General features: G+C 52.4%; 21 protein-coding genes. 11 read left to right on the top strand and 10 right to left on the bottom strand.

Annotated features, from left to right (window positions below):
* The 5 genes from PCO85_17720 to PCO85_17700 all read right to left on the bottom strand — a co-directional run bounded on the left by PCO85_17720 (position 1) and on the right by PCO85_17700 (position 4,157).
* Positions 1-1,227 carry a substrate-binding domain-containing protein gene (locus PCO85_17720; GenBank protein ID WJV53013.1) on the bottom strand — a complete coding sequence of 409 codons (1,227 nt, stop codon included), beginning with the start codon at positions 1,225-1,227 and terminating at the stop codon, positions 1-3.
* A gap of 576 nt (positions 1,228-1,803) precedes the next feature.
* Entirely contained in the window at positions 1,804-2,712 is a 909-nt protein-coding gene (locus PCO85_17715) for a DMT family transporter (GenBank protein ID WJV53012.1), read from the bottom strand.
* Positions 2,709-3,212, bottom strand: a complete 504-nt coding sequence (locus tag PCO85_17710) for a DUF1203 domain-containing protein (protein ID WJV53011.1) — start codon at positions 3,210-3,212, stop codon at positions 2,709-2,711. The genes PCO85_17715 and PCO85_17710 overlap by 4 nt, the downstream gene beginning before the upstream one ends.
* A gap of 322 nt (positions 3,213-3,534) precedes the next feature.
* Positions 3,535-3,921, bottom strand: a complete 387-nt coding sequence (locus PCO85_17705; protein WJV53010.1) for a VOC family protein — start codon at positions 3,919-3,921, stop codon at positions 3,535-3,537.
* 11 nt (positions 3,922-3,932) lie between these two features.
* Positions 3,933-4,157 (bottom strand): hypothetical protein, encoded by a 225-nt coding sequence (locus PCO85_17700; protein WJV53009.1) that lies wholly within the window; start codon positions 4,155-4,157, stop codon positions 3,933-3,935.
* A gap of 100 nt (positions 4,158-4,257) precedes the next feature.
* Here PCO85_17700 and PCO85_17695 point away from each other — a divergent pair, with 100 nt between their 5' ends.
* Complete coding sequence (locus tag PCO85_17695) at positions 4,258-5,028, top strand: DeoR/GlpR family DNA-binding transcription regulator (protein ID WJV53008.1); 771 nt, start codon at positions 4,258-4,260, stop codon at positions 5,026-5,028.
* A 359-nt stretch (positions 5,029-5,387) separates the two neighbouring features.
* Here PCO85_17695 and PCO85_17690 read toward each other — a convergent pair whose 3' ends face one another.
* Positions 5,388-7,772, bottom strand: coding sequence for a glycoside hydrolase family 3 N-terminal domain-containing protein (locus PCO85_17690; GenBank protein WJV53007.1), 2,385 nt, complete (start codon positions 7,770-7,772; stop codon positions 5,388-5,390).
* A gap of 31 nt (positions 7,773-7,803) precedes the next feature.
* On the bottom strand, positions 7,804-9,195 hold the full coding sequence (locus PCO85_17685; protein WJV53006.1) for a glycoside-pentoside-hexuronide (GPH):cation symporter: 1,392 nt from the start codon (positions 9,193-9,195) through the stop codon (positions 7,804-7,806).
* A gap of 426 nt (positions 9,196-9,621) precedes the next feature.
* On the opposite strand from PCO85_17685, the gene PCO85_17680 reads away from it, so the two are divergent.
* The 10 genes from PCO85_17680 to PCO85_17635 all read left to right on the top strand — a co-directional run bounded on the left by PCO85_17680 (position 9,622) and on the right by PCO85_17635 (position 18,868).
* Complete coding sequence (locus PCO85_17680) at positions 9,622-10,863, top strand: divalent metal cation transporter (protein ID WJV53005.1); 1,242 nt, start codon at positions 9,622-9,624, stop codon at positions 10,861-10,863.
* Positions 10,864-11,062: 199 nt separating this feature from the next.
* Positions 11,063-11,545 (top strand): UTRA domain-containing protein, encoded by a 483-nt coding sequence (locus PCO85_17675; protein WJV53004.1) that lies wholly within the window; start codon positions 11,063-11,065, stop codon positions 11,543-11,545.
* 1,019 nt (positions 11,546-12,564) lie between these two features.
* The gene (locus tag PCO85_17670; GenBank protein WJV53003.1) at positions 12,565-13,554 is read left to right on the top strand and encodes an ABC transporter substrate-binding protein; all 990 of its coding nucleotides are present in this window, start codon (positions 12,565-12,567) and stop codon (positions 13,552-13,554) included.
* 123 nt (positions 13,555-13,677) lie between these two features.
* Positions 13,678-14,523 carry an ABC transporter permease gene (locus tag PCO85_17665; GenBank protein WJV53002.1) on the top strand — a complete coding sequence of 282 codons (846 nt, stop codon included), beginning with the start codon at positions 13,678-13,680 and terminating at the stop codon, positions 14,521-14,523.
* On the top strand, positions 14,523-15,287 hold the full coding sequence (locus PCO85_17660; protein WJV53001.1) for an ABC transporter ATP-binding protein: 765 nt from the start codon (positions 14,523-14,525) through the stop codon (positions 15,285-15,287). Before PCO85_17665 ends, PCO85_17660 begins: the two co-directional genes overlap by 1 nt.
* Before the next feature lie 5 nt (positions 15,288-15,292).
* Entirely contained in the window at positions 15,293-16,627 is a 1,335-nt protein-coding gene (gene hisD / locus PCO85_17655) for a histidinol dehydrogenase (protein WJV53000.1), read from the top strand.
* Complete coding sequence (locus PCO85_17650; GenBank protein ID WJV52999.1) at positions 16,620-17,906, top strand: hypothetical protein; 1,287 nt, start codon at positions 16,620-16,622, stop codon at positions 17,904-17,906. Before hisD ends, PCO85_17650 begins: the two co-directional genes overlap by 8 nt.
* A gap of 10 nt (positions 17,907-17,916) precedes the next feature.
* Positions 17,917-18,108, top strand: coding sequence for a hypothetical protein (locus PCO85_17645; GenBank protein ID WJV52998.1), 192 nt, complete (start codon positions 17,917-17,919; stop codon positions 18,106-18,108).
* On the top strand, positions 18,105-18,503 hold the full coding sequence (locus tag PCO85_17640; GenBank protein WJV52997.1) for an SDR family NAD(P)-dependent oxidoreductase: 399 nt from the start codon (positions 18,105-18,107) through the stop codon (positions 18,501-18,503). The genes PCO85_17645 and PCO85_17640 overlap by 4 nt, the downstream gene beginning before the upstream one ends.
* Positions 18,497-18,868 (top strand): SDR family oxidoreductase, encoded by a 372-nt coding sequence (locus PCO85_17635; GenBank protein WJV52996.1) that lies wholly within the window; start codon positions 18,497-18,499, stop codon positions 18,866-18,868. The genes PCO85_17640 and PCO85_17635 overlap by 7 nt, the downstream gene beginning before the upstream one ends.
* Before the next feature lie 51 nt (positions 18,869-18,919).
* On the opposite strand, the gene PCO85_17630 is transcribed toward PCO85_17635, so the two are convergent.
* The 3 genes from PCO85_17630 to PCO85_17620 form a co-directional block, all read right to left on the bottom strand.
* On the bottom strand, positions 18,920-20,071 hold the full coding sequence (locus tag PCO85_17630) for an alpha-hydroxy acid oxidase (protein WJV52995.1): 1,152 nt from the start codon (positions 20,069-20,071) through the stop codon (positions 18,920-18,922).
* A complete protein-coding gene (gene hisC / locus PCO85_17625; GenBank protein ID WJV52994.1) occupies positions 20,068-21,180 on the bottom strand; it encodes a histidinol-phosphate transaminase in 1,113 nt (370 codons plus the stop codon). Before hisC ends, PCO85_17630 begins: the two co-directional genes overlap by 4 nt.
* 218 nt (positions 21,181-21,398) lie before the next feature.
* On the bottom strand, positions 21,399-23,084 hold the full coding sequence (locus PCO85_17620) for a urocanate hydratase (protein WJV52993.1): 1,686 nt from the start codon (positions 23,082-23,084) through the stop codon (positions 21,399-21,401).
* Positions 23,085-23,119 lie beyond the last annotated feature (35 nt).

Here is a 23,119-nt window from a genome sequence, read left to right as displayed (position 1 = left end):
CTATGGGTTGATTTGTGCATTTTGGCAAGCTTTTGCCATTCCTTCTCCTTGGCACAGTTTGGCTGCTTTGACAAAGCCATCTTTTATTACTGTGCTTTTGACGTTGCTTGGCGTGACCCAAATCGGTGAGGCTAAAACCGATGGCACGGACTTGCCGGTTTTCGAGTCAAGCGTTTTACCATTGACTAAACTTTTGGGTGGTTGCATCCCCGCACGCAGATAGATCGCCAACGCTGCCGCCGCTTGCGCTTCCAGGTAGATAGGTTTGTAGACGGTGCCACATTGATAACCGGTAATAATGTTTTTGATCCCCGTTAAGGTCGCATCTTGGCCTGTAGTAGGGAAGGCATGTGGCGGCACTTTTAGGGTTTTCAGATAGGCGATTACCGCGTTGGCATTGCCATCATTGGGGGTGACCACCGCATTCATCTCCGGGTGCGCAGTAAACTGTTGCTGGAAGGTGGTTTGAGCAACCGCTGGGTCCCAACTGCCAGCGGGTTCGCCGACGTTCACATAAGCACTTGATTTAAATTTGGGCTGCAAGACGCTCATATAACCATTGTGGAACAAGGTGGCATTGTTATCCGTTGGCGCACCGCTCATCACTAAAACGTGCGGTTTTTTGATCTGCCAATCCGTAATGCACTGTTCGAGACCTTTACCAATGAGTTTTCCGACCTCCACGTTGTTAAAGCTCACATAGTAGGCGCGATTGCCGCCGAGTGTGATGCGGTCATAGTCAATTACCGGCACGCCATGGGCTTTGGCATATTGCTCGATAGCAGCGCCACCGCCCGATGATATGGGGTCAATTAACAAAACGCTGGCACCTTGCGCGATATCTGATTGCGCTTGGGTAAGCTGGGTGGCCTCACTGCCTTGGGCGTTACTGATCATATATTGATCCGGGGTTAACCCCGCTGTTTTAAATGCCTGTTCCAGGTAAGGCTGGTCAAACGAGGTATAACGAGCCGACGTGGTGGTCTCAGGGAGGATCACACCAATTTTCCCCGAGCCTTTTTTGACAATGGCGTGCAACTGGCTCATTGCGCTAAAGTCGGGAGTAAAATCGGCTGCTGAAATGGCTGCTTGAGCACAACTGGCGACACCAAGACCCATCAGAGCAACATAGGTGCTGATGAGGTGGATACGTCGATTCGGGCGGCGTTCACGACGTGCTACAACGCATTTCAGGTTTTCTTTTAATTGAGATGATGTCGATGTCATATTTCTCTCCGTTGGATTTTATTAGGTAAGTCCAAGTCAGTTGAGTGGTTTGTCATTGCCCAGCTATACACATCAAAATAACCAAAAGCGTGAAGACGGCGATCACTGAGATCCGCAGTCTGATGGCATGCAGTATGGATAGCGGTACCAAGAGAAAAGGTGAATTATGTGGCTGATGTTAAAATTAGGTTATTGTTTGATAATAAAGAGTGCGATATATCACGTTTGTGCTAGCGAATATGTTTGCATGTATACAAAATAGGTTAGTAAATGTTAATGAAGTTGTTTACTTTGGTTAATTTATGCGGCCTGTTTTTCCTGATCACCACGGCAGCGCGCTTGTGGTAACGTATTAACGCTACCTCACAAGTGCAAAGCTGTTGCCTCGATGCGCCAGCAGACAGGTAATAAAAGATGTGGTGTTCGGTTATATTGAAATTGACGAAACCGTCACCGTCGGCACAGTGCCAATGGTTGGTTAAGCTCGAAACAATATGAAATAAAGAACCTTACTTAGAACTGTGTCCGTTATTATTGGGCAGGGTCATCTATGTAAAGTTGCTAAAAAATCAGCTATCAAGTACCACTTTTTATGATCTTATATGCCTTTTCTGGACTCACCAGCATCCATACTGCAATACAGACAATTAATGAGCCGATGATAAAACCTTTGGTAATGGTTTCGCCTAATGCAAGATAACCCCACAATATTGCGAACGGTGGAATTAGAAATGTCACCGTTAAAGAACGTAGAGGGCCAATGTCCGCTATCAGTCTGAAATAGAGAATATAAGCCAGTGCAGTACAGATAAAACCGACCGCAAGCACACTTGCCCACACGTATCCCTGAAACCAGTTGATTGCCGGTCCCATGCCAACTGACCAGCAAAAGAACGGCAGCAGAAATAGAGTAGCGCCCATCTGGCTACCAAAGGCGACTATTTTAGGATCAAGTCCGCCTCTGTTTGATATCCAACGACGCGTCAAAAATCCAGCCACGCCGTAACACCCTGTCGCGACCAAACACGCAATAACGCCTGCAATGACACTGTCGGTGGAGTTGACTTCCCCTACCGTGGTAATCACTATTATTCCTGCCAGTCCCAGCAATACCCCCAGCGATTTTTTTGCCGTCAACCTCTCACCAAAAAAGGCAAATCCGATCATTACTCCCATTAATGGTGTCGTGGCATTAAGTATTGCTGAATATCCCGCCGGTAGCCATCTGGCTGCCAAACAGTACATAAAGAATGGCACTCCTGAATTAATAACGCCAAGTATTAATGAAAACTTAAACTTACCGTCAAAACGGAATGAAGATTTAAGTAATAAAAGAATTACAGTGAGACCCGTTAAACCAAAGAAAACTCTTAAGAAAGCCGTGTTCACTGCACCAAACGCTGGTGCAGCCACTCTCATAAATAGAAAACTTGCTCCCCATATTGCAGCCAGAAAAAGTAATCGAATATAATCTGAAGTTCTCATGCTTCACCTTCATTAAAAATGTTGTTTTGCCTATCACTTCGGGTAATTCGACATGAAAAGCAGCCTTGTTTAGCATTGTGAGCAAGAATGTATTTTATCTGAGTATTTCTAAAATATGTTAATATGTTTTCTTCAATCGCCTCATCAGATGCGATTTCTGCATCAATCATCATGTCATTATTATCAAATGCACGTAATGACATAATTCTTGAACTCATAACTTCGGGTATGCAATCGATTAAAATAGCCGCTTCACTTTTCCCTTCCCAGATAAATGTTGCATGTGACCCTCTATATGGCGTCGGACTATCCAGGTAAGTGTGATTGAGTAATATGGCATATTCTCCAACAGGAATATCTCTCAATGAAATTCGGTCAGGATAGGCTTGGGACTTATCAACTTTAATTCTGATCGCACCATGCTCTTTCAGTTTATGGTCTGATAAACCGTAAAGATGTTCGAAATCACTTCCGTTCAACCCTTTAATTATATAAGACATCTTTTTATTCCAATACGGGATGATATTGTTAATACATTTATTAATATCATATGTTCAATGTAAGCGGTAAGCCCGATTCTTGCTTTTTATTCTAAAATTCATTAATTTTTAGGCTTGATACATTTGAGGGGGAGTGGACACTGCCTTTTGACATCGGTATATCCAGGACAACGGAGTGAGAGCTTCATTAAAGTAAAGCACGCTGGCTTTTCGTTCTGGGGAAATAGGTTTCTGCCACTCTATCGCCCTCTGGCTCATGTTCAAAAGAGGTGACAACTATGCTGATACTGATGGAGCTGTGTGTCAGCTTATCTACAGTATTCTACTTTGCCACCAGTTCTATACGGTTACCATCCGGATCGGCGATGACGGCCTCGTAGTAACCGTCACCTGTCAGACGGGGAGGACTAAGCAGCGTGCCGCACTGACGTGCATTCTCCGCTAAACGATCTACATCCTCACTGGCACCCACGGCTACTGCAATGTGCGCCCATCCGACGAACTCTGGATATTCAGGTGCTGGAGGAAGTGCTGGCAATGTCATCAGTTCGACAGTTGGCCCTTGCGTCAGGGTGATGAAGTGTGATTCAAACCCTGGCCGGTTCTGACTAATATACCGTGCATTGCTTTTCCCGCCGAAAACCTGCTGCCAGAACAAGACCTGCGCATCCAGGTTACGGGTCCAAAGTGCTACATGTGTAATTTCCATGATTAACTCCGTTACTCTTCGCCCAGGATGGCATGATTCGGAAAGGTCAACGTTATGTATTCCCGGAGGCGCTTTTCGGGCGCCCGGTTTGCGTCGGTAACGGGGTCGACGCTGAAACCTTCTTTGGGTTTGCTTGTCATGCCCAGATTCATGCGTTGGCGATAGCTCTTCATCGTGATGTCTTCAGACAACGCGGCCAGTTGGTGCAGAAAACAGATAGTGGGTAGTGATGACATAGTGAGGTTCTCTCGTCAGGCCAACATCAGTTGACAGGTTCACCCTTGATGCGTGATTATGGCTATTTATGCTCGATTATAAAATAAATAAGGAGACTTTATGCTCGATTATGCGGTTTTTCCGGAACAACGACAAGCCCTCATTCGGCAGATCCTTCAGGAGAACGGAAGGGTGATCTGTGCGAAGCTCTCTGCCCAAATGAACGTGTCTGAGCATACAATTCGTCGGGATTTACAGGAGCTTAGTAAGGAGGGGATATGTAAAAAGGTCTACGGAGGCGCTGTTCTGCAATTGCCTGATGCTGGCAGTTTTGTCAGTCGAAAAAGGCAAAAATTTGCAGGAAAAAGCATAATCGCGCAAAAATGCGTGGAGTTTGTTAAGCAGGGCTCCTGTATTTTTATTGACTCAGGTACCACAAATCTTGCTATTGCCCGAGCTCTCTCAGAAGATATCCGGGTCACGGTGGTAACCAACGCTCCGGAGATTGCCGTTGAACTGTTGAAACGTCCTCAGTGTGAAGTGATCATGCTTGGCGGACTTGTTAATAGAACTCCGGGGGGATGTGTGGGTAGCACTGCCGTAGGCCAACTCCAGGGAATGATCTTTGATCAGGCATTTATTGGCGCCTGTGCGATGGATCCGGATGCCGGGCTGACGGGTTTTGATTTTGAGGACTGTGAGTTCAAGAAAGCTGTTGTCCGCCAGAGCAATCAGGTCATCGTAGCGCTGACGGCGGATAAAATTCCTGGTCTGGCGCGTTATGTTATAGCTGATACCAGTGAAATTGATGTAATGGTGGTGGAAGAGAACCTTAATAAAGAGTTTCTTAACGCCTTTGAAGCACAGCCTATCCATATCGTCACAGTCTGAGTAGGTAAACGAGGGGGCGCTATCGTCTTGGTACCCAGGGAGATATCAGTCTTTGATCCCTCAGTTAAGTTAGAAAGAGGTAAGGGTTCTACCTCATTACTGCGGATGCTTCTGGGAAGAGGCACACTGTGCCAAAGGCGTGTTCATGACCTAACGCAGAAAATACAGCGCTGAAGTCAAGTTTAACTCTTCAATTGGACATGAGCTGCCGCCAGGGTAACCCTGGAAATTGGTATCACCCTAATCTACTGCCTCAGTGGTGAGGTGAAGCCAACGTCGCGACTGACAAGACCTCCAAGCGCCCGGCTTACAGGAATTAGGTTGCGCGGCGGAGTCATTGACTTCGCCGCTACGTCGTTTTAGTCCTCCCGCTCTACCCGGCAATAGCTCTCCATACGCCAGTTTTGTGGCAACACATGCGTTGTGCCGCTGGTCATAACGACGCCCTTGGCGCGGATATCGGCGCTGGAAGCCCCGATCTGAACCTCGAATTCGCCGGGTTCTACGACTCTGCGACCCTGAATATCGGTAAAATTCAGCATATCGGTGGGGATATGGAACTCCAGCACGGCGCTTTTCCCTGCTGCCAACCAGATGCGCTGGAAGGCTTTTAATTCTTGTATCGGGCGCACCAGAGACGCCAGCACATCCCTGACATAGAGCTGCACCACGTCGTATCCCGCCACGGGGCCACTGTTGGTCACGCGTATGCTAGCCACCAGTTCGCCATTGTCGATCGCCACCGGTTCTCCAATCAGTTGAAAATCCTGATAGGTAAACCGGGTCCAACTGAGGCCATAACCAAAGGGGTAGCGGGTGCCGAAGGAGAAGGCGATAGGCGTACCACCGCTTTTCAGCTTATGGTTGTAATAATAGGGTGCGGCTCCGGCGCTAGTCGGTGCCGAGATTGTCAGTCGACCGGTCGGTGCCTGGGCGCCACTTATGATGTCGGCGATGGCCCGACCGCCTTCCTGACCTGGTGCGAATGCCATCAGGTAACCTGCCAGCTGGTCTTCCATGCCGTTAAGGTGGTAAGGCCGTCCGCCAGTCATGATCACGACGGTAGGTGTGCCAGTGGCTACTACCTGTTCTAATAGTTGCTGTTGCACGCCGGGCAACTGCAAGCTGTCCGTATCGGACCCTTCACCTACCGTCCCGCTCTGGAACAATCCGGCCAGATCACCGACAAATACCAATGCCACATTACAACGGCGCGCCAGCGCCACTGCTTGTGGGATCAGGCTTTCATCTTGAGAGACCGGTGACGCCTGCAACGGTCGGCCACTGTCACCGGGGAACACTGGTGTACCAGCCTGACGTGTCTCAAGAATATGGCACCCCTTGGCATAGTGAATATTGTCGTCGCCGTAAGCGGCGCGCAACCCCTGTAAGGGTGTCGTCACCTGGCTGGTCTGGGCGACAAGATCGCTGATAATCAGATGAACCGGGAAACTATAGCCGCTCAGCAGCGCCAGCGGATCATCGGCGGTGGGGCCTATCACCGCGATGCTGTTGCCGCTCGCCGGTAACAGCGGTAGCAGACCGTTGTTTTCCAGCACGGTAATGGACTGTACCGCCACCCGCCAGGCCAGTTCACGGGTTGATGACGACTGTAAGTTGATCTGTCGCTCATCGACGTAGGGGTGTTCGAACAACCCCAGTCGGAATTTTTCCTGCAACACGCGCGCGACGATATCGTCTATTTTTTCCATGGTTATCAGACCTTGCGCGACGGCTTGCGCCAGATGTTGAGCGCAATCTTCCTTTGGCAACTCGATATCCAGTCCGGCGTTAAACGCCAGCGCCGCAGAGTTCGCCGCGTCGGGGCTGACACCATGATGTTGGTGCAGCAGGCTGATGCCACCATAATCCGCCACGATCAGTCCGTCAAAACCCCAGCGGGTGCGCAGCACATCGGTCAGCAAAAAATGGTCACTGTGGCAGGGTTGGTTATCAATATCATGGTAAGCCGGCATTACCGATCCTGCGTTGGCCAGCTTCACCGCCATTTCAAATGGCAGCAAGAAAGTATCATTCAGTTCGCGAAAGCCGAGATGCACCGGCGCATGGTTGCGTCCACCTTCGCTGAAGGAGTGTCCGGCGTAGTGTTTCAGTGTTGCAAGCAGATCTCGGCGCGGTCCCTGTAATCCCCGGACATAGGCGCACGCCATGATGCCCACCAGGTAGGGATCTTCGCCAAAGGTCTCCTCGGTACGCCCCCAGCGTACATCACGCGAGACATCCAGTACCGGCGCTAATCCTTGATGACAGCCAACGCTTTTGGCCTCCAGGCGGATCGCGGCGGCCACCTGTTCGATGAGTGCCGGATCCCAGGTTGCGCCATAATTAAGAGGTGAGGGGAATAAGGTGGCGTCTTTACAGAGTAATCCCACCAGGCACTCTTCATGGAACATCGCCGGAATACCCAACCGCGTCTCTTCCATCATGGTCTTTTGCAGACGATTTAATGCCCGAACGCCTTCCACTGGCTCCACCACGTGGGATCCCAGTGGTCGGGTAATCTGTCCAATGCCAAGCTTGAGTTGGGCCTCCAGCGCCAGAGACGCCGACGCGCCGCTGAAATCATCGCTCAGATCGCTACGCACCCGATGATGGCCGTCACTGGCGAGGATCAGCCACAACCCGTGCATTTGCGCAAATTTTTCCTCGTCGCTCATGCGGCCGAGTAGATCCGTCACGCGCACGGACAGGGGCTGCGAAGCGTCCTGATATGGATAGGCCATAGTGATTCTCCTTATTCAGCCGTTGGGATGTTCAGATGTTTGCATGATTCACCGCCGGTTCCGTTGTGTCTGGTGTGGATCGGTTTTTCAGCGCCAGCTGGCTGGCAATGTCTCGCACATAGCTGCTGTTAAGTTTGTAGGTAAACAGCAGTATTCCCATCAGGGTAAAGAGCAGCGAAGGGACGAGGGTGAATAGCGCGTTGATGGTGGTTAACACCGTTGGTAACTGCAACGCGGTGTTGGGCAAGTAGTCGACAAAGCCCAGTACCCAGCCGACTACCGCACCACCGATTGCCAATCCGAATTTGATGGCGAACAGCGCGGTAGAAAAGACCAGACCGTCCAAACGACGGCCGGTGCGGTGTTCTTCATAATCCACCACATCGGAAAACATGGTCCACTGCAACGGGGTAGTGAGATTCTGGATAAAACTGAAAATAATATTAAGGGAAAATATCAGCCACACGGCGTGTGGAGAAATAAAAAATATCGCCGAGCCGCAGATGACAAAGGCCAGGATCATATATTGATAAGATTTCACCCGGTCAAATTTACCGAGCAGCGTTTCGGAAAGCAGTGCGCCAAATAGCGCCGCTACCATACCGCTGACAATAAAAGGAAATATCAGCTGTGGTTGCAATAGAACATATTTTACATAATAAATAGTGGCTGATCCGCGGGTGACTACTGCCACCAGCAGCAAGATATTAAAGATAAAAACGATACGCCACTGGTGATTACGCCACAGTAGCTTCAGGTCGTTGAATATTGAATTTTTACCACTGTTTCCTGGGTGATAGCGTTCTTTGGTCATAAAAAAACAGCAGAAAAACAGAATCACACCCAACAATCCCATCAGGCTCATGGCGTAAAAATATCCGTTGCGGGCATTGCCTTGCCCTAACCAATCCACCAATGGTAAGGCGATTACTGTTACCACCAACCCGCCGATAAATGACAGGGCAAAACGCCATGACTGGATTGAATGACGCTCACGCGGATCTTGGGTCAGTGCTCCGGGCATCGCGCAGTAGGGTACGTTGATTGCTGAGTAAACCAGACAAAGAAGACAGTAAGTTACGCTGGCGTAAATGATTTTTCCTGTCAGCGAAATATCGGGTACATAAAAGGTAATCAGACAACAGATGCCGAAAGGTACAGCAAACCATAATAACCAGGGTCGAAACTTGCCATATCGGGTATGAGTACGATCGACCAGAGAGCCAATATAGGGGTCGATAAAAGCATCCACTGCGCGTACCGCCAGGAACATGGTGCCCATTACCGCGGCGGGCAAGCCGAAAACATCGGTGTAAAAATACGCCAGGAACAGGGTGGCGGTTTGCCATACCAGCGCGCTTGCCATATCACCTAGACCGTAACCTATTTTATCTTTTACGGAGAGTACCGGGTTATTTATCATTATGAACTTCCTTCTTTTTGTCAGGAAGATAATGGCCTTGAGGCCACTGAATTGTTTTTATAGACACACGCTTCCCGATGTATTAAATGGCACGAGTGTTAATTCAGAGAAATAACGAATTAGCGCGGGGCAGGTGCGTCAGTGTCCATGGAGTATAAGGAGGTATTTTTCTGGTAACCAATTGAGGAAATTAACTATAAAATTACGTTTTTTTATTTTTTGTCCTATCTGTGACGGCGAGCATGTTTTAACGCAACGATGAATAAAGGGTCATTAATTGCATACGAAATAATCCATTAGTGCTACTAATCGCCGTTTCGGGCAGACGCATACTCGTAGTTATTTTCTGCCAAGAAAGAAACAACAATGGATCATACTTTGCTTAATAAAACCTTTGGATAACTATCCCATTGGAAGGCAAATTGTATGATGGTACGAGAAACACAGAATAAAGCGTTTGTTCGTGGTCGACGATCTTCATTGATCGCGGCCATTTTTCTGATGGCCACCTCTGCCATTGGCCCTGGTTTTATTACGCAAACCGCTACTTTTACGGCCACGATGGGGGCCGCGTTTTCCTTCGGTATTTTGGCGTCTATCGTCATCGACTTTGTGGTGCAGCAGAATATCTGGCGCATTGTCACCTTGACCCGGATGCGTGCGGCGGATGTTGCAAATATCGCCTTGCCAGGTAGTGGGTATTTGTTGGCGGTGCTGGTTATTTTCGGCGGGTTGGTGTTTAACATCGGTAATATTGCCGGGGCCGGGCTCGGATTAAATGCGATGTTCGACCTTGATCCCAAATGGGGAGGGCTGCTAAGCGCATTTATCACCATTTATATTTTTTCGTCACGTCGAGCCAGTACGGTCATTGACCGCATGATTGTTGTTTTGGGATTGATGATGATCGTTTTGACGCTGTACGTCGCATTTATGTCCTCCCCGCCGATAGGTGAGGCACTACGCCAGAGTGTGTTTCCGGACAAGGTTAACTTTGCTTCCATCACCACTATTGTCGGGGGCACGGTGGGGGGCTACATCAGTTATGCCGGCGCCCACCGCCTGTTGGATAAAGGCATGGGCGGTGTTGAGAACATCAAGGCAGTTTCTTCTGCGGCCACCAAAGGCATTCTTGTGGTGGGGTTAATGCGCTATGTGCTGTTCCTTGCCGTATTGGGGGTGGTGGCTAGCGGGGTAACGCTTGATATATCCAGCCAGGTAGCGAATCCGGCTTCTCAAGCTTTCCAGCATGCAACCGGGGCTCTCGGGGGGCGCATCTTTGGCCTTATTTTTTGGGCATCCGCGCTGACCAGTGTTATCGGGGCCGCATATACGTCCGTCTCCTTTATTACGGTATTTAAAAAATCCATTACCGAGCGTCAGCGCAATATTGCCACGATCATCTTTATTGCCGTGTCGCTGGCGGTTTATCTTCTGTTGGGGACCGCTCCTGCCGCATTACTGGTTTTTGCCGGCGGGTTTAATGGACTTATCCTGCCAATTGGTCTGAGCCTATTTCTCTACGTAGGCTGGAAATGCGCGGATCTGATGGAGGGTTACCGCTATCCGCGTTGGTTGTTGTGGCTGGGCCTGGCGATCTGCGGTTTGACCTGGTATATGGGGCTGATGTCGGTGAGTGCCATTTTCCACTTTCTGAAAATGGCTTGAGAGTGCGTTGTGTTTAGCGTGATTGATTTTAATGATTATTTTTAAACTTTAGAGCAGTGGAAGATGATTGGCACAAGGCATTCATCCTTTGGCCGACTGGCAGGACGGCGGAAGCACGTCAGGACTAGAATTAGCCAATGTCTGGTGATTCTGAATCCTCAGTGGTATCGCTATTAGCGCCGGTCAGTATTACTGCGACATGGCTTTCCGGCGCTATTTCCGCCTTCATGGCAAAGATGGTCGTTTGCTCAATTCACAAACGATCCTGCTGGATTACCACCAAGCGCTCGCCAGTGAACAAGAAGTGGAAAAACTGAAGCTGCAATCAGGTGACACGGTTATCTACCTAAAAAGGCTGAGAAAAATAGATGGTGTACCCGCCATGCATGAAACTATTGTGCTGCCTGAAGCGCGTCTGCCCGATTTTCCGCATGAAGATCAAGTGCCGTCATTGCTCTACCGGTTTTTGATGGATCAGTACGATATTCGAGTGGCGGCGGTGCGTGAGCAGATCACCGCTGAACTGGCCAATGAAGAAGATTGTCGATTACTGGCGTTGCAATCGCCTCAGGCGATACTGGTCATTGATGAAATCTCTTTTGATCAGAGCGCACTGCCAGTGATTCTGGCCCATCACCGTTTTATTACCAGGAACGTCATGTATGTTAATGAGATCCGTTAACAGAGCCTGAATTTATCCTCGCATTTCAGTTCACCCGATATGCTTATTCTGAATTTGTAGCAAAATTTGTTGGTTGTGCGAGGGCCTTGTCAAGTCGCATACAACTCTGCTCCCGGCAGCGTTGCCACCCGAATCACTAACTTGAGTAATCTCATCGGGATCTCTTCGTTTGCCGGGGTCCTGCAACTTGATTTATTTAGGGTGTAACCAGCCATACTCATCTCATTTCCTACAATACTGGAGGCAGGAACTGATTTATTTATTACTGTCGTAAGATATCCCTGATGAAGGCGAAAAAGATCCTGTATTGCACCTGTAACTGATCTGCGACTGACACAGTAGTGTGCCAGAAAAATTTATATATAAATCATGTGACTGTGATGAATATGGCTGCTTATATTTATGACAGACTTTCCGTTAAAGGCAAATCACTTGTACCGATCGATGATAGCCTTAATATAGTTGAAATCTATCAATAAAAGATTATTGATCTGTATAAACGATCGATACTATATTAGAAAATTTTAATTTATTCTCTTGTTTGTGTGTTTTTTGATCACTAAAAGTGGGTTTTGATTGATGTCATCGTCTTTTTTATCAAAGGAAATATGGCGTTTTTACTCCTTTCTATCTGTGTTTTTCACACCACCGTATGCAATAACATAAACGCAGTAATTGTAACGTCCCCCTTCTGGATAGTGTTTTTCCGTCTGTGCCGATAATTTTAATAAACTCTCTTAAGCTCTACGACAGAGGTTAAGGCCCTTCTCATTGCCCCGGTTATGCTCAAAATGCGAGCGGTTGTGGTGCAAAGTATCGCCACCCTGCACTACATTGAGTCAGTCTGTTACCTATGACGATGAAACGAAGCTCCTGCCTATGGTGGTGTAAAGCGCGAAGTAAGTATGTTGAGAGATTGGCATTTATATTGCATATACTTGTATATACATAGACAGACAATGACTTAATAGACAGAAGACAACTTGAAACTTGCTTAACTTCACCAGAAGGAAATCGATATGCTTTCTTTGCGTACCATAAAATTGTCACTCGCTGCTGTTTTCTGTCTTGGCGTACTAGCGTCCACCACTTCCCTGGCGGCGCCAGCGCCAGAATCTGGTGAGTTGAAATTAGGTGTGGAGCCTTGGCTGGGTTATGGCCAGTGGCATGTTGCCGCCGCTCAGAACCTGTATAAGAAAAACGGTCTGGAAAAAGTCGATATCATCAACTTTGCTGAAGACAAGGATATTAACGCGGCGCTGGCCAGCGGCCAGATCGACGCCGCCAGTATTGCGACCCATACCGCGATGGGCATGATTTCCGCCGGTTTGCCCGTGAAGATTGTCCTGTTGCTAGATCAGAGCCAGACTGCTGATGCCATGCTGGTGTCCAAAGACGTGAAAACCCTGAAGGATTTGAAAGGTAAGCGGGTGGCTTATGAAGAAGGCACCACCAGCGATATTTTGCTGCGTAGCGCCCTGTCCTCAGTCGGGATGTCGCTCCGTGACATCAAGCCAGTGCCGATGCCAGCCGCGTCTGCCGGTAGCTCGCTGATTGCCAAACGTGTACCGGTAGCGGTGACCTACGAACCTTATCTGTCGGTAGCAATGAAAGCGGACCCGAGCGTGAAAATGCTCTACAGCGGGAAAAACGATCCGGGTCTGATCAGCGACGTATTGGTCGTGCGTGATGATATGATCAAGAACCGACCCGGTCAGATTGCGGCCCTGATTAAGACCTGGGGCGCGGCAGTGACGCATTATCAGGCTAATACTACTGCCGATCGCGCAGTGATTGCCAAGGCGGTCGGCTCCACACCGGAAGACCTCAGTACCGCTTTTAACGGTATCAAATATTACACCCTGGCAGAGAACAAGCAGCAACTGAGCCACGAGTTCTCGAACAAAACCTTCACCCATGTACTTAAAGCGGCTACCGATGCGGGTATCGTAACCCGAGCTATTACGCCGAAAGAGGCAATTAACGCCAGTTTCGTTAACGCTGAGTGATCGTTACTGTTTCCACGTTCTCTTCCCTCTGCGGGGAGAGTCGGCGGGGACGTCGCCATGAACGTTCCTCGTCCTGATGTCCTCCGCCGGGAGGCGTAATAACCGGCTGTGTTCGGAGGCAGTATGAGTTCGTTAAAGCTGGAGAGCGTCAGCATGCCAGACAAACCGCGCCGTCGTCGTTGGAGCCTGATGACCATCGGTAAGGAACCTACACGCACGCAATTTCTGACTATCGCCGTGGCAGTGTTTGTGCTGCTGTTGCTGAGCTGGTGGTTGGCCACCCGTAACGGTGCGATCCCAGCCATTTTTCTACCTGGTCTGGATCGCGTCTGGTTGCGTATTGCCGGCCTCGCGGCTGATGGGACACTGTGGGGAGATGTGGAAAGTAGCCTGTACCGCATTGTGATCGCCTTTGCCATTTCGTCGGTGATGTCTATCGTCATCGGTGTGTTAGCGGGTTGCTACGGTCTGTTCAAGGCTATCGTCGAACCGCTGGTGGACTTTATCCGATATATGCCGGTGGTAGCCTTTGTGCCGCTGACCATTCTGTGGACCGGCACCGATGATATCCAAAAGTTCCTGGTGATCTGGATTGGTACTTTCTTCCAGCAGGTGCTGATGATGATTGATGCAGTCAAGCGGGTGCCCATCGACTTTATTGGTCTGGGCCGCACACTGGGCATGCCGGATCGCAAGATCTTGTATCGTATTGTGTTGCCAGCGGCATTACCCGGTATTTGGGATGCTCTGCGTATCAGTCTGGGTTGGGCCTGGACCTGGTTGGTGCTGGCCGAGCTGGTGGCTTCAACTTCCGGACTGGGCTACCGCATTGTGGTGTCGCAGCGCTATTTCCAGACCGACACGATCATCGGCTATATCCTGTTGCTCGGTTTCCTCGGACTGATTACCGACCAACTGATGCGCGCCGCTGAGCGCGTGCTGTTTCGCTATAACCGGAGGCGTTCCTGATGGCGACCTTAACCCTGCAAACGCTGGAAAAAAGTTTTCCGTTGGGCAAAACGCGCCGCCGCGTGCTGCACGGTATCGACCTGACCCTGCATGATAACGAGTTCGTGTCGATTGTCGGTGCCTCGGGTTGTGGCAAAAGTACGTTGCTGTCTATCGCCGCCGGACTGGAAGAGTTCGACAGCGGCGACGTGCTGGTGGATGGGCAGTCGATCACCGGTCCCGGCATCGATCGTGGTGTGGTGTTCCAATCCTACACCTTGTTGCCCTGGCTGACCGCGCGTCAGAATATTGAATTCGCCCTCAAAGCGGCTGGCATCCCCGCCAGTCAGTGCCGTGATATCGCTCAGCAACACCTGGAACTGGTGAAACTCGACAACGCCGGCGACCGTTGGCCCGGCGAGCTGTCTGGTGGCATGAAGCAGCGCGTGGCGATTGCACGTGCGCTGTCTTACCGTCCGAAGATCCTGTTGATGGACGAGCCGTTCGGTGCGTTGGACGCCATGACGCGTCACCAGATGCAGCAACTGTTGATTGAAATCTGGGAAAAGCACCGTCTGACGGTGATGTTCGTCACCCACGATATTGAGGAGGCAGTGTGGCTGTCTGATCGTATTGTGGTGATGGGATCAGGCGTTATAGAGACGACTTTCGATGTTGGCTTGCCACGCCCACGCGTAGAGGCGTTAAGCCGAGAGACTGAATTTATTGACCTACAACATCGTGTTCTGGATCGCATACGCCATCCAACACTGGCTAATGAATAAAGGAAATGAAGATGGCTGTAACTTTTCATGATCTGTCGGCGTCAGATACGCTGCCCGCCGAACTGTTCAAACGTACTGAATCCGATCTGTCATTCTTCACCGAACGTGTGGTGCCGATTATTGCCGCGGTACAGCAGGAAGGTGATGCGGCGCTAATCCGTTTCGCCCGTGAATTCGATGGTGTGCAGCCGGAACATTTCGCTATCCGTGCTGAAGAAAGTGAGTTCGACGACGCTTTTGCACGCATGGACCCGGAAGTGATCGAATCGATCCGCTTTGCGGTGGAAAACGTGCGTGCTTTTCACGAGGCTCAGAAACCGGAAGAGATGTGGCTCAAGGAAATGCAGCCAGGTGCCTTTGCTGGCGATCGCCATGTGCCGATCGACGCAGTGGCTTGTTATGTGCCGCGCGGCAAAGGCTCATTCCCTAGCGTGTTGGTCATGACGGCGGTGCCGGCCGTGGTGGCCGGTGTTCCGCGCGCAATTGTTATTACCCCGCCGGGACCGGACGGCAAGGTGGATGACGCGACTCTGGTGGCGGCGCGTCTGGTGGGTATCACGGAAATTTACAAATGTGGTGGCGCTCAGGGCGTGGCGGCAGTGGCCTACGGCACCCAGAGCGTGCCAAAGTGTCTGAAAATCGTCGGTCCAGGCAGCCCGTGGGTCGTGGCAGCCAAGCGTCAACTGACCCACCTGCTTGATCCGGGTGTGCCAGCCGGCCCAAGCGAAAGTCTGATTCTGGCGGACGACAGCGTAGATGGCGCATTGGCGGCACTCGATTTACTGATTGAATCGGAACACGGTCCTGACTCATCCGCTTATCTGGTGACCTCCAGCCGCCGCGTGGCGGAGCAGGCCATCGCCGCTTTGCCCGGTTACTGGGCGCAGCAGACCGAAAAACGCGCCGAGTTCTCGCAGAAAGTCCTGGGCGGCGATCACGGCGGCGTGGTGCTGACCCGTGATTTCGCCACCGCAGTGGAATTCGTTAACCAGTATGCCCCAGAGCATTTGGAAATCCTGGCCGCCGAGCCAATGGCGGTGATGACGAAGATTCGCAATGCCGGTGAGATCTTGTTGGGCAATTATACTCCGATCACTTTAGGTAACTTTGTGTTGGGCCCTAACGCGGTACTGCCCACCAACGGTGCGGCTAAAACGGCCGGGCCGCTGTCAGTGTTTGATTACATGAAGCGCATCTCCATCGGTTATGTCACTGCCGCGGGTTATGACCCACTGGCCGTCAAGGCCAAGCGTTTCGCCGAATACGAAGGTTTTCCGGGACATGCGCTGGCAGTTTCCGATGTACGCAAGCGACTACTGGAAGGAAAAAACAATGCCTGAGGCCTGCCGCGAACCACTGGCCGCGCAAGCCCGGACACTGGCGCGTGCTGGAAAATGGCAACCGGCGAGTGACAAGCTGTGTCAGCTGATTGGGGAAGTCGTCGGCATACCTGCTCGCCATCTGGAGATTAACCGCGACCAGTACAGTTTGAATTCACTGAACGGCCGCGTCACGTTGGCGGATGATCGCACACTGTTCTTCAAATACCACCATGAAGAGGGTGAAGACCACACCATTGAGGAGTATTACCGTGCTGGGTTGCTGCGCGATCACGGTTTCCGGGTGGATGTACCGCTGTATGCCTGTGGTGAACCGGGGCGGCAAATTTTATTGTATCAACTGCGCAATGATCGTCGGCTGGCGGACGTGTGCCGTGATATCGAGCTGAGTGGCGACTGGGATGGGATGGGCGCAGTGGTGGATGCACAACAGCGTGCCGACGCCGAAATCCTGGCCCTTACCTTGCCGACATTGCAACCGGGGCAGGCCGCCGACGTGGTGATGGAACCGATTCATCAATTGTTCTATCACCGGCTGGTGTCCCCTGGCGATACGCCGGGACTCGGTGGCCGTGTCAAACGGTTCTATGTGGATCAAACCTTTAAACTGGGTGACGAATCGCTCAGTTGGCAAACGTTGAGCAATTTGCAATGGGAAATCAACGGGGTGCGTTATGGTCATACGTTGCGCCAACTGTTTTTGGAGGCCGCAGTGGTGCTGGCGCCGGGACGTCTGGCTAACCACGGCGTGGTGGTGGCGCACGGTGATGCCCATAATGCGAATGTGTGGTTTGATACCCATGCTGATCAGCCACAATTGGTGAGTTTCGACCCGGCGTTTGCTGGCAGCCATATTCCAGCGCTGTTGGCGGAGGTTAAGGCCACGTTCCACAATATTTTTGCCCATCCGCACTGGCTATATGAGCCAGCGCAGGCGACGGATTGTTATCAGGTCAGTGTTAAACGACGCGGTGATACCCTTGAGGTGCAGCACGACTGGCAACTGACGCCACTGCGTGCCGCGTTCCTCAATAGTAAGGGCGAGGGCTACTGGCGTCCTCTGCTGCGCGAGCTGAAGGCGCGTGGTTGGTTACCCCGGCACTGGCAGCGCATCGTGCGGCTGGCGTTATTCTGCTGTCCGATGCTGGTGCTGGATTTGCGAGCCGGTGGAGGTAGTGGGCATACGTCGGTCAGTTCGCCGCTAGGTCTGTCTTTGGCTGTGATGCTCGGTAGCGAGGGCGATGACGCGTTCAATCAGTGGTTGCAGCAACTGATTTAAGGAGCGAAGTATGAAGGTGGTACGGTTATACGGCATTGGTGATCTACGTGTGGCGTCGGTCGCCGAGCCGGTCGTCGCGGCAGGGCTGGTGCAGCTGTGGGGATTGGTGGCGCGGTCAATCCCGCTGGACGCGGTGCCTCAGACTTATGACCATCTTATCGAGGGCAAGAGTCCCTATCTTAAATTGGTGATCCGGTCATGAATGCGCGTATGCAGACTTTTTCGTTACAGGGCCGGCATGCGCTGGTGACCGGCGGCACGCGTGGTATTGGCCATGCGCTAGCACTGGGACTGGCCGAGGCGGGTGCTATGGTGACCATTACCGGACGCGATCAAGACAGCCTGTCGGCGGCGCTGTCGCACCTGCGTCAGGTGGATGCCGGTGCGCAGGGCGTGTTGCTGGATGTGGCAAACACCGCGCAGATTTCGCCGGTGTTTGCCGCACTGGATGTTGCCCCGGATATTCTGATTAACAATGCGGGCACTGAGCAGGTATGTCCGTCACTGGATCTGGATGAGGCGCTATGGCAGCGCATTGTTGACACCAACCTGAAGGGGGCTTTTTTACGGCTCAGGCTGCCGCCCGGTTTATGGTGAAAAATAGCGGCGGTTCGATCATCAATCTGTGTTCGCTGACCAGCCAGGTGGGTGTGCCGGGCGCAGCGGCTTACGGCGCGTCGAAGTCGGGACTGGTGGGGCTGACCCACACCCTGAGCACTGAGTGGGCGCGTGACGGTATCCGGGTTAATGGTATCGGGCCTGGTTATTTCAGCACCGATCTAACCGCAGTGTTCTATCAGGATACCCAGTGGTGCGAGGCGATGCTGCAAAAGATTCCGCAAGGACGCTTCGGTGAGCTGGATGATCTGGTTGGTGCGGTAATTTTTCTGTGCTCTGATGCGGCGCGCTATATAACCGGTCAGGTACTGTATATCGATGGGGGATATCTGGCGGCGATCTGAACCGGCCATGTACGGCCGGTTTGATATGGCAGTGAGGGAGTTCACGCCGCTTCAACGTAGTGTCGGGAGGTTTTCCCGCAGCAGATGCGGGCCTAGCTCATTGATGCAACGGCAACCTAGCTGTGCCAGCGTGCGATCGATTTCAGCGTACAGGATGGATAACGCCTGATGTGCACCGGCTTCACCGGCGGCAGCCACCGCATACAGCAAAGGGCGTCCCAGCAGTACGGCGTTGGCACCCAACGCCAGTGCCTTGACGACATCAGTACCGCGGCGAAAACCACTGTCAATGAGAATGATCGCCTGCTCACCCAGTGCGTGGCGGATGTCCGGCAGTACCAGCATCGGGCTGATGCTACCGTCCAACTGACGGCCACCGTGGTTGGATAGCACGACACCATCCGCCCCCAGCGTCATCGCCTGACGCGCATCCTCTACCGTCATGATCCCTTTGATCAATAGATCTCCCTGCCATTGCTGACGCAGCCAACTTAGTGTTTCCCAGTTGAGGGTCGTGTCCATCTGCTCGGCAAAATAGGCTGCACCGCCGACACCACGTTGGTATTGTGGTGGCAGGTAGGGTTTTAGGTTGCCGAAGCCCGGCATACCCTGTGGTTTTAAGGTACGCCAGACCCAGCCTGGCCGGCGCGCCACATCGAGCAAGCTGCGCAGCGACAGTTTCATCGGCCGCCGGTAGTGGCGTTTGTCTCGTTCCCGATTGCCGAAATGTACCGCGTCCACCGATACCACCAGTGTGGTGCAACCGGCGGCGCGAGCGCGGGTGAGCAGATCGACGGTTACGCGGCGATCTTTGAGGACATACAATTGAAACCAGTGATGGCCCTGACCGTCGGCTGCCACCTCTTCCAGCGAGGCGGTGGAGACGGTGCTCTGGATTAGGCTGATGCCAGCACGGCGTGCGGCACGTGCCAGCATCAGATCAGCCTGATAACGTAGCATGCCGTTATAGCCAGTAGGGGCGATGAGCAAGGGGGCGCACAAAGTCTCCCGGCCCAGAACTACGCTCAGATCCCGCTGGCTACAGTCCTTGAGCACTGGTGGCACGAATTGCCAGCGTTCGAATACGGTTCGGTTATGCGCCAGCGTGCGTTCATCATCTGCCCCGCCATCCACATAACTGAATGCGAATCCAGGCAGTACCCGTCGGGCCTGCGTCCGAAAGTCGTCGAGATTTAAGATCATAGTACCTGCCTGAGCGCACTGATGAAACGTTGATTGTCGACCGCGCTACCCACCGAGACGCGGATCCAATGGGTATAACCCGGCTCCAGCCAGGGTTTGACAATCACACCAAATGGCAGTAGCCGCTGAGCCAGCGCGGCGCTATCCCACGCAGTACGGAAGAACAGGAAGTTGGCGCTTGACGGCACCACCTGTAACCGGAGTTGAGTCAATTGATCTGCCAACCAGGTACGCTGAGCGCTGACGTGGGCTACGCTGCGTGCGGTGTGGTCACTATCGTGCAGGGCGGCGATAGCCGCTGCCTGGGCTGAACGGTTGATATTGAATGGTGTGCGCACCCGGTTGAGAATATCGACCAACGCGGGATCGCTGGCCAGTCCGTAGCCGACGCGCAGCCCTGCCAGACCATAAGCTTTGGAAAAAGTACGCAATACGACCCATGGCCGCGACTGGTGTTGCAGCACTGCCAGGCTATCGGGATAGCCATCCAACTGTGCGCAATATTCGTAATAGGCCTCATCGATGACCAGCAGACAATCTTGTGGCGCACTGTCAACCAGGCGCTGGAAGCCGTCGCGGTCCAGCATGCAGCCGACTGGGTTGGATGGGTTGCTGAACATGACCATTTTAGCCGGAGTCCGCAATGCTTGTTGCCAGGCTGCGACATCAAATGCCATCTGGGCATTGACCGGTACACCAGTGACATTGGCTCCCATCATCTGTGGGTAAATCAGATGCAGACCGAACGACGGTAGCAGTGTCACTACCCGGTCACCAGGGTTAACGAAGGCCAGACACAGGAGTTTGAGCAAGTCTTCCGATCCGTTGCCGATAATCACCCGGTTGGCGTCTACGCCGCTGGTCTGCGCCAGTGCATCGCGTAGCTGCTGGCTGCTGGGATCCGGGTAAATGGCGCTGAGGCGGGCACTCTCCTGCAACGCGGTTATCACCTGTGGACTGGCTCCCAGCGGATTTTCATTACTGGCCAGACGCGCAATGGTATCCACGTTATAGTGGGCACGAACTGCTTCATCGGACAGCCCGGCGTTATAGGCACCCAACTGTCGTGCTTCTTTACGAACCAACGTATTAATCAACTGCTCGGACATAATGGTCTCCAGATTGAATCGCGTGGAGGGGCAGCGATAATATCAAACGCGTTTGATGACAAAGCATGTATAGCGGTGATAATGAGAAGATCATAAAGACGCTGCAAGTCTCTCCCTGTAAGCTCAAACCGCTTCATCCCTGGCGCGGATGCTTACTCCTCTTTCTCATTATCACCGTTCCGACGCTATACGTAGGTTTGTCAACGGTCTGTCAGGGATTACTTCACCATCGGCAGATTCAGGTCGTGCGCATGGGCGCAGGCTACGGCGCTGTCATAGCCCGCATCAGCATGACGCATTACGCCAGTAGCGGGGTCGTTCCACAGTACGCGACCCAGACGGGTGTCAGCCTGTTCGGTGCCATCACAGACGATCACCAGACCGGCATGCTGTGAGAAGCCCATGCCCACGCCGCCGCCATGATGCAGGCTAACCCAGGTGGCGCCACCGGCAGTGCTGAGCAGCGCATTGAGTAGCGGCCAGTCGGATACGGCATCAGATCCGTCTTTCATCGACTCGGTTTCGCGGTTGGGCGAGGCCACCGAGCCGCAGTCCAGGTGGTCGCGGCCGATAACGATCGGTGCTTTCAGTTCGCCATTACGTACCATTTCATTGAATGCCAGCCCAGCCAGATGACGTTCGCCAAGACCCAGCCAGCAGATACGGGCCGGCAACCCCTGGAAGGCGATGCGTTCGCGTGCCATATCTAACCAACGGTGCAGATTCTTGTTGTCCGGGAACAGTTCTTTGAGTTTGGCATCCGTCTTGTAAATATCTTCCGGATCGCCGGACAGGGCGACCCAGCGGAACGGCCCCTTACCTTCACAGAACAACGGACGGATATAGGCGGGCACGAAGCCAGGAAAATCAAAGGCATCGCTGATGCCTTCGTCCAGCGCCACCTGACGAATGTTGTTACCGTAGTCGACGGTTGGAATGCCCATATGGCAAAAGTCGAGCATCGCCTGAACATGTACCGCCATGGAGGCGCGTGCGGCTTTATTCACTGCCTGTGGATCCTCGGTACGCAACCGGGTCCACTGATCCAGCGTCCAGCCGATCGGCAGATAGCCATTGATCGGGTCATGAGCTGAGGTTTGATCGGTGACAATATCGGGTTTCATACCGCCAGCTTTGGCGCGCTTGACCAGCTCCGGCAGCACTTCAGCCGCATTGCCCAGTAAGCCGACCGAAATAGCGCGCTGTGCCTGGTTAGCTTCAGCGATCATTTGCAGAGCGTCGTCGAGAGCGTAGGCTTTGTAATCCAGATAATGGGTTCGCAGACGGAAATCGATGCGCGATTCCTGGCATTCCACCGCCAGTACCGAAGCGCCAGCCAGTACACCAGCCAGCGGCTGAGCACCGCCCATGCCGCCCAGACCGGCAGTCAGGATCCATTTGCCACGCAGGTCGTCGTGGTAATGCTGACGGCCGGCTTCGACAAACGTTTCATAGGTTCCCTGCACAATGCCTTGCGCGCCGATATAGATCCACGAACCGGCGGTCATCTGGCCGTACATCATCAGACCGGCCTTATCCAGCTCATGAAAGTGGTCCCAGTTGGCCCAGTGGGGCACCAGGTTCGAGTTGGCGATCAGCACCCGCGGAGCGTCGGCATGGGTGCGGAACACCCCGATCGGCTTGCCGGACTGTACCAGCAACGTCTCTTCTGGCTGGAGCGCCTTGAGCGAGCGCAGAATTTGTTCGAAACATTCCCAGTTGCGTGCCGCCTTGCCAATCCCACCATAGACCACCAGATCTTCTGGGCGCTCAGCTACGTCTGGGTCGAGGTTGTTTTGGATCATGCGGTAAGCGGCTTCAATCAGCCAGTTGGCACAGTGCAATTCGCTGCCGTGAGGGGCGCGCACCACGCGAGCGACGGCTTTGCTTACAGTCTCAGTCATTTCTTATTCCTTATCCAAAATAGGGTTATCCCTGA

The organism is Prodigiosinella aquatilis, from assembly GCA_030388725.1.
Lineage (GTDB): Bacteria > Pseudomonadota > Gammaproteobacteria > Enterobacterales > Enterobacteriaceae > Prodigiosinella > Prodigiosinella aquatilis.
Note: the sequence above shows the minus strand (reverse complement) of the source record. Positions and strands in the feature narration are given on the sequence as shown.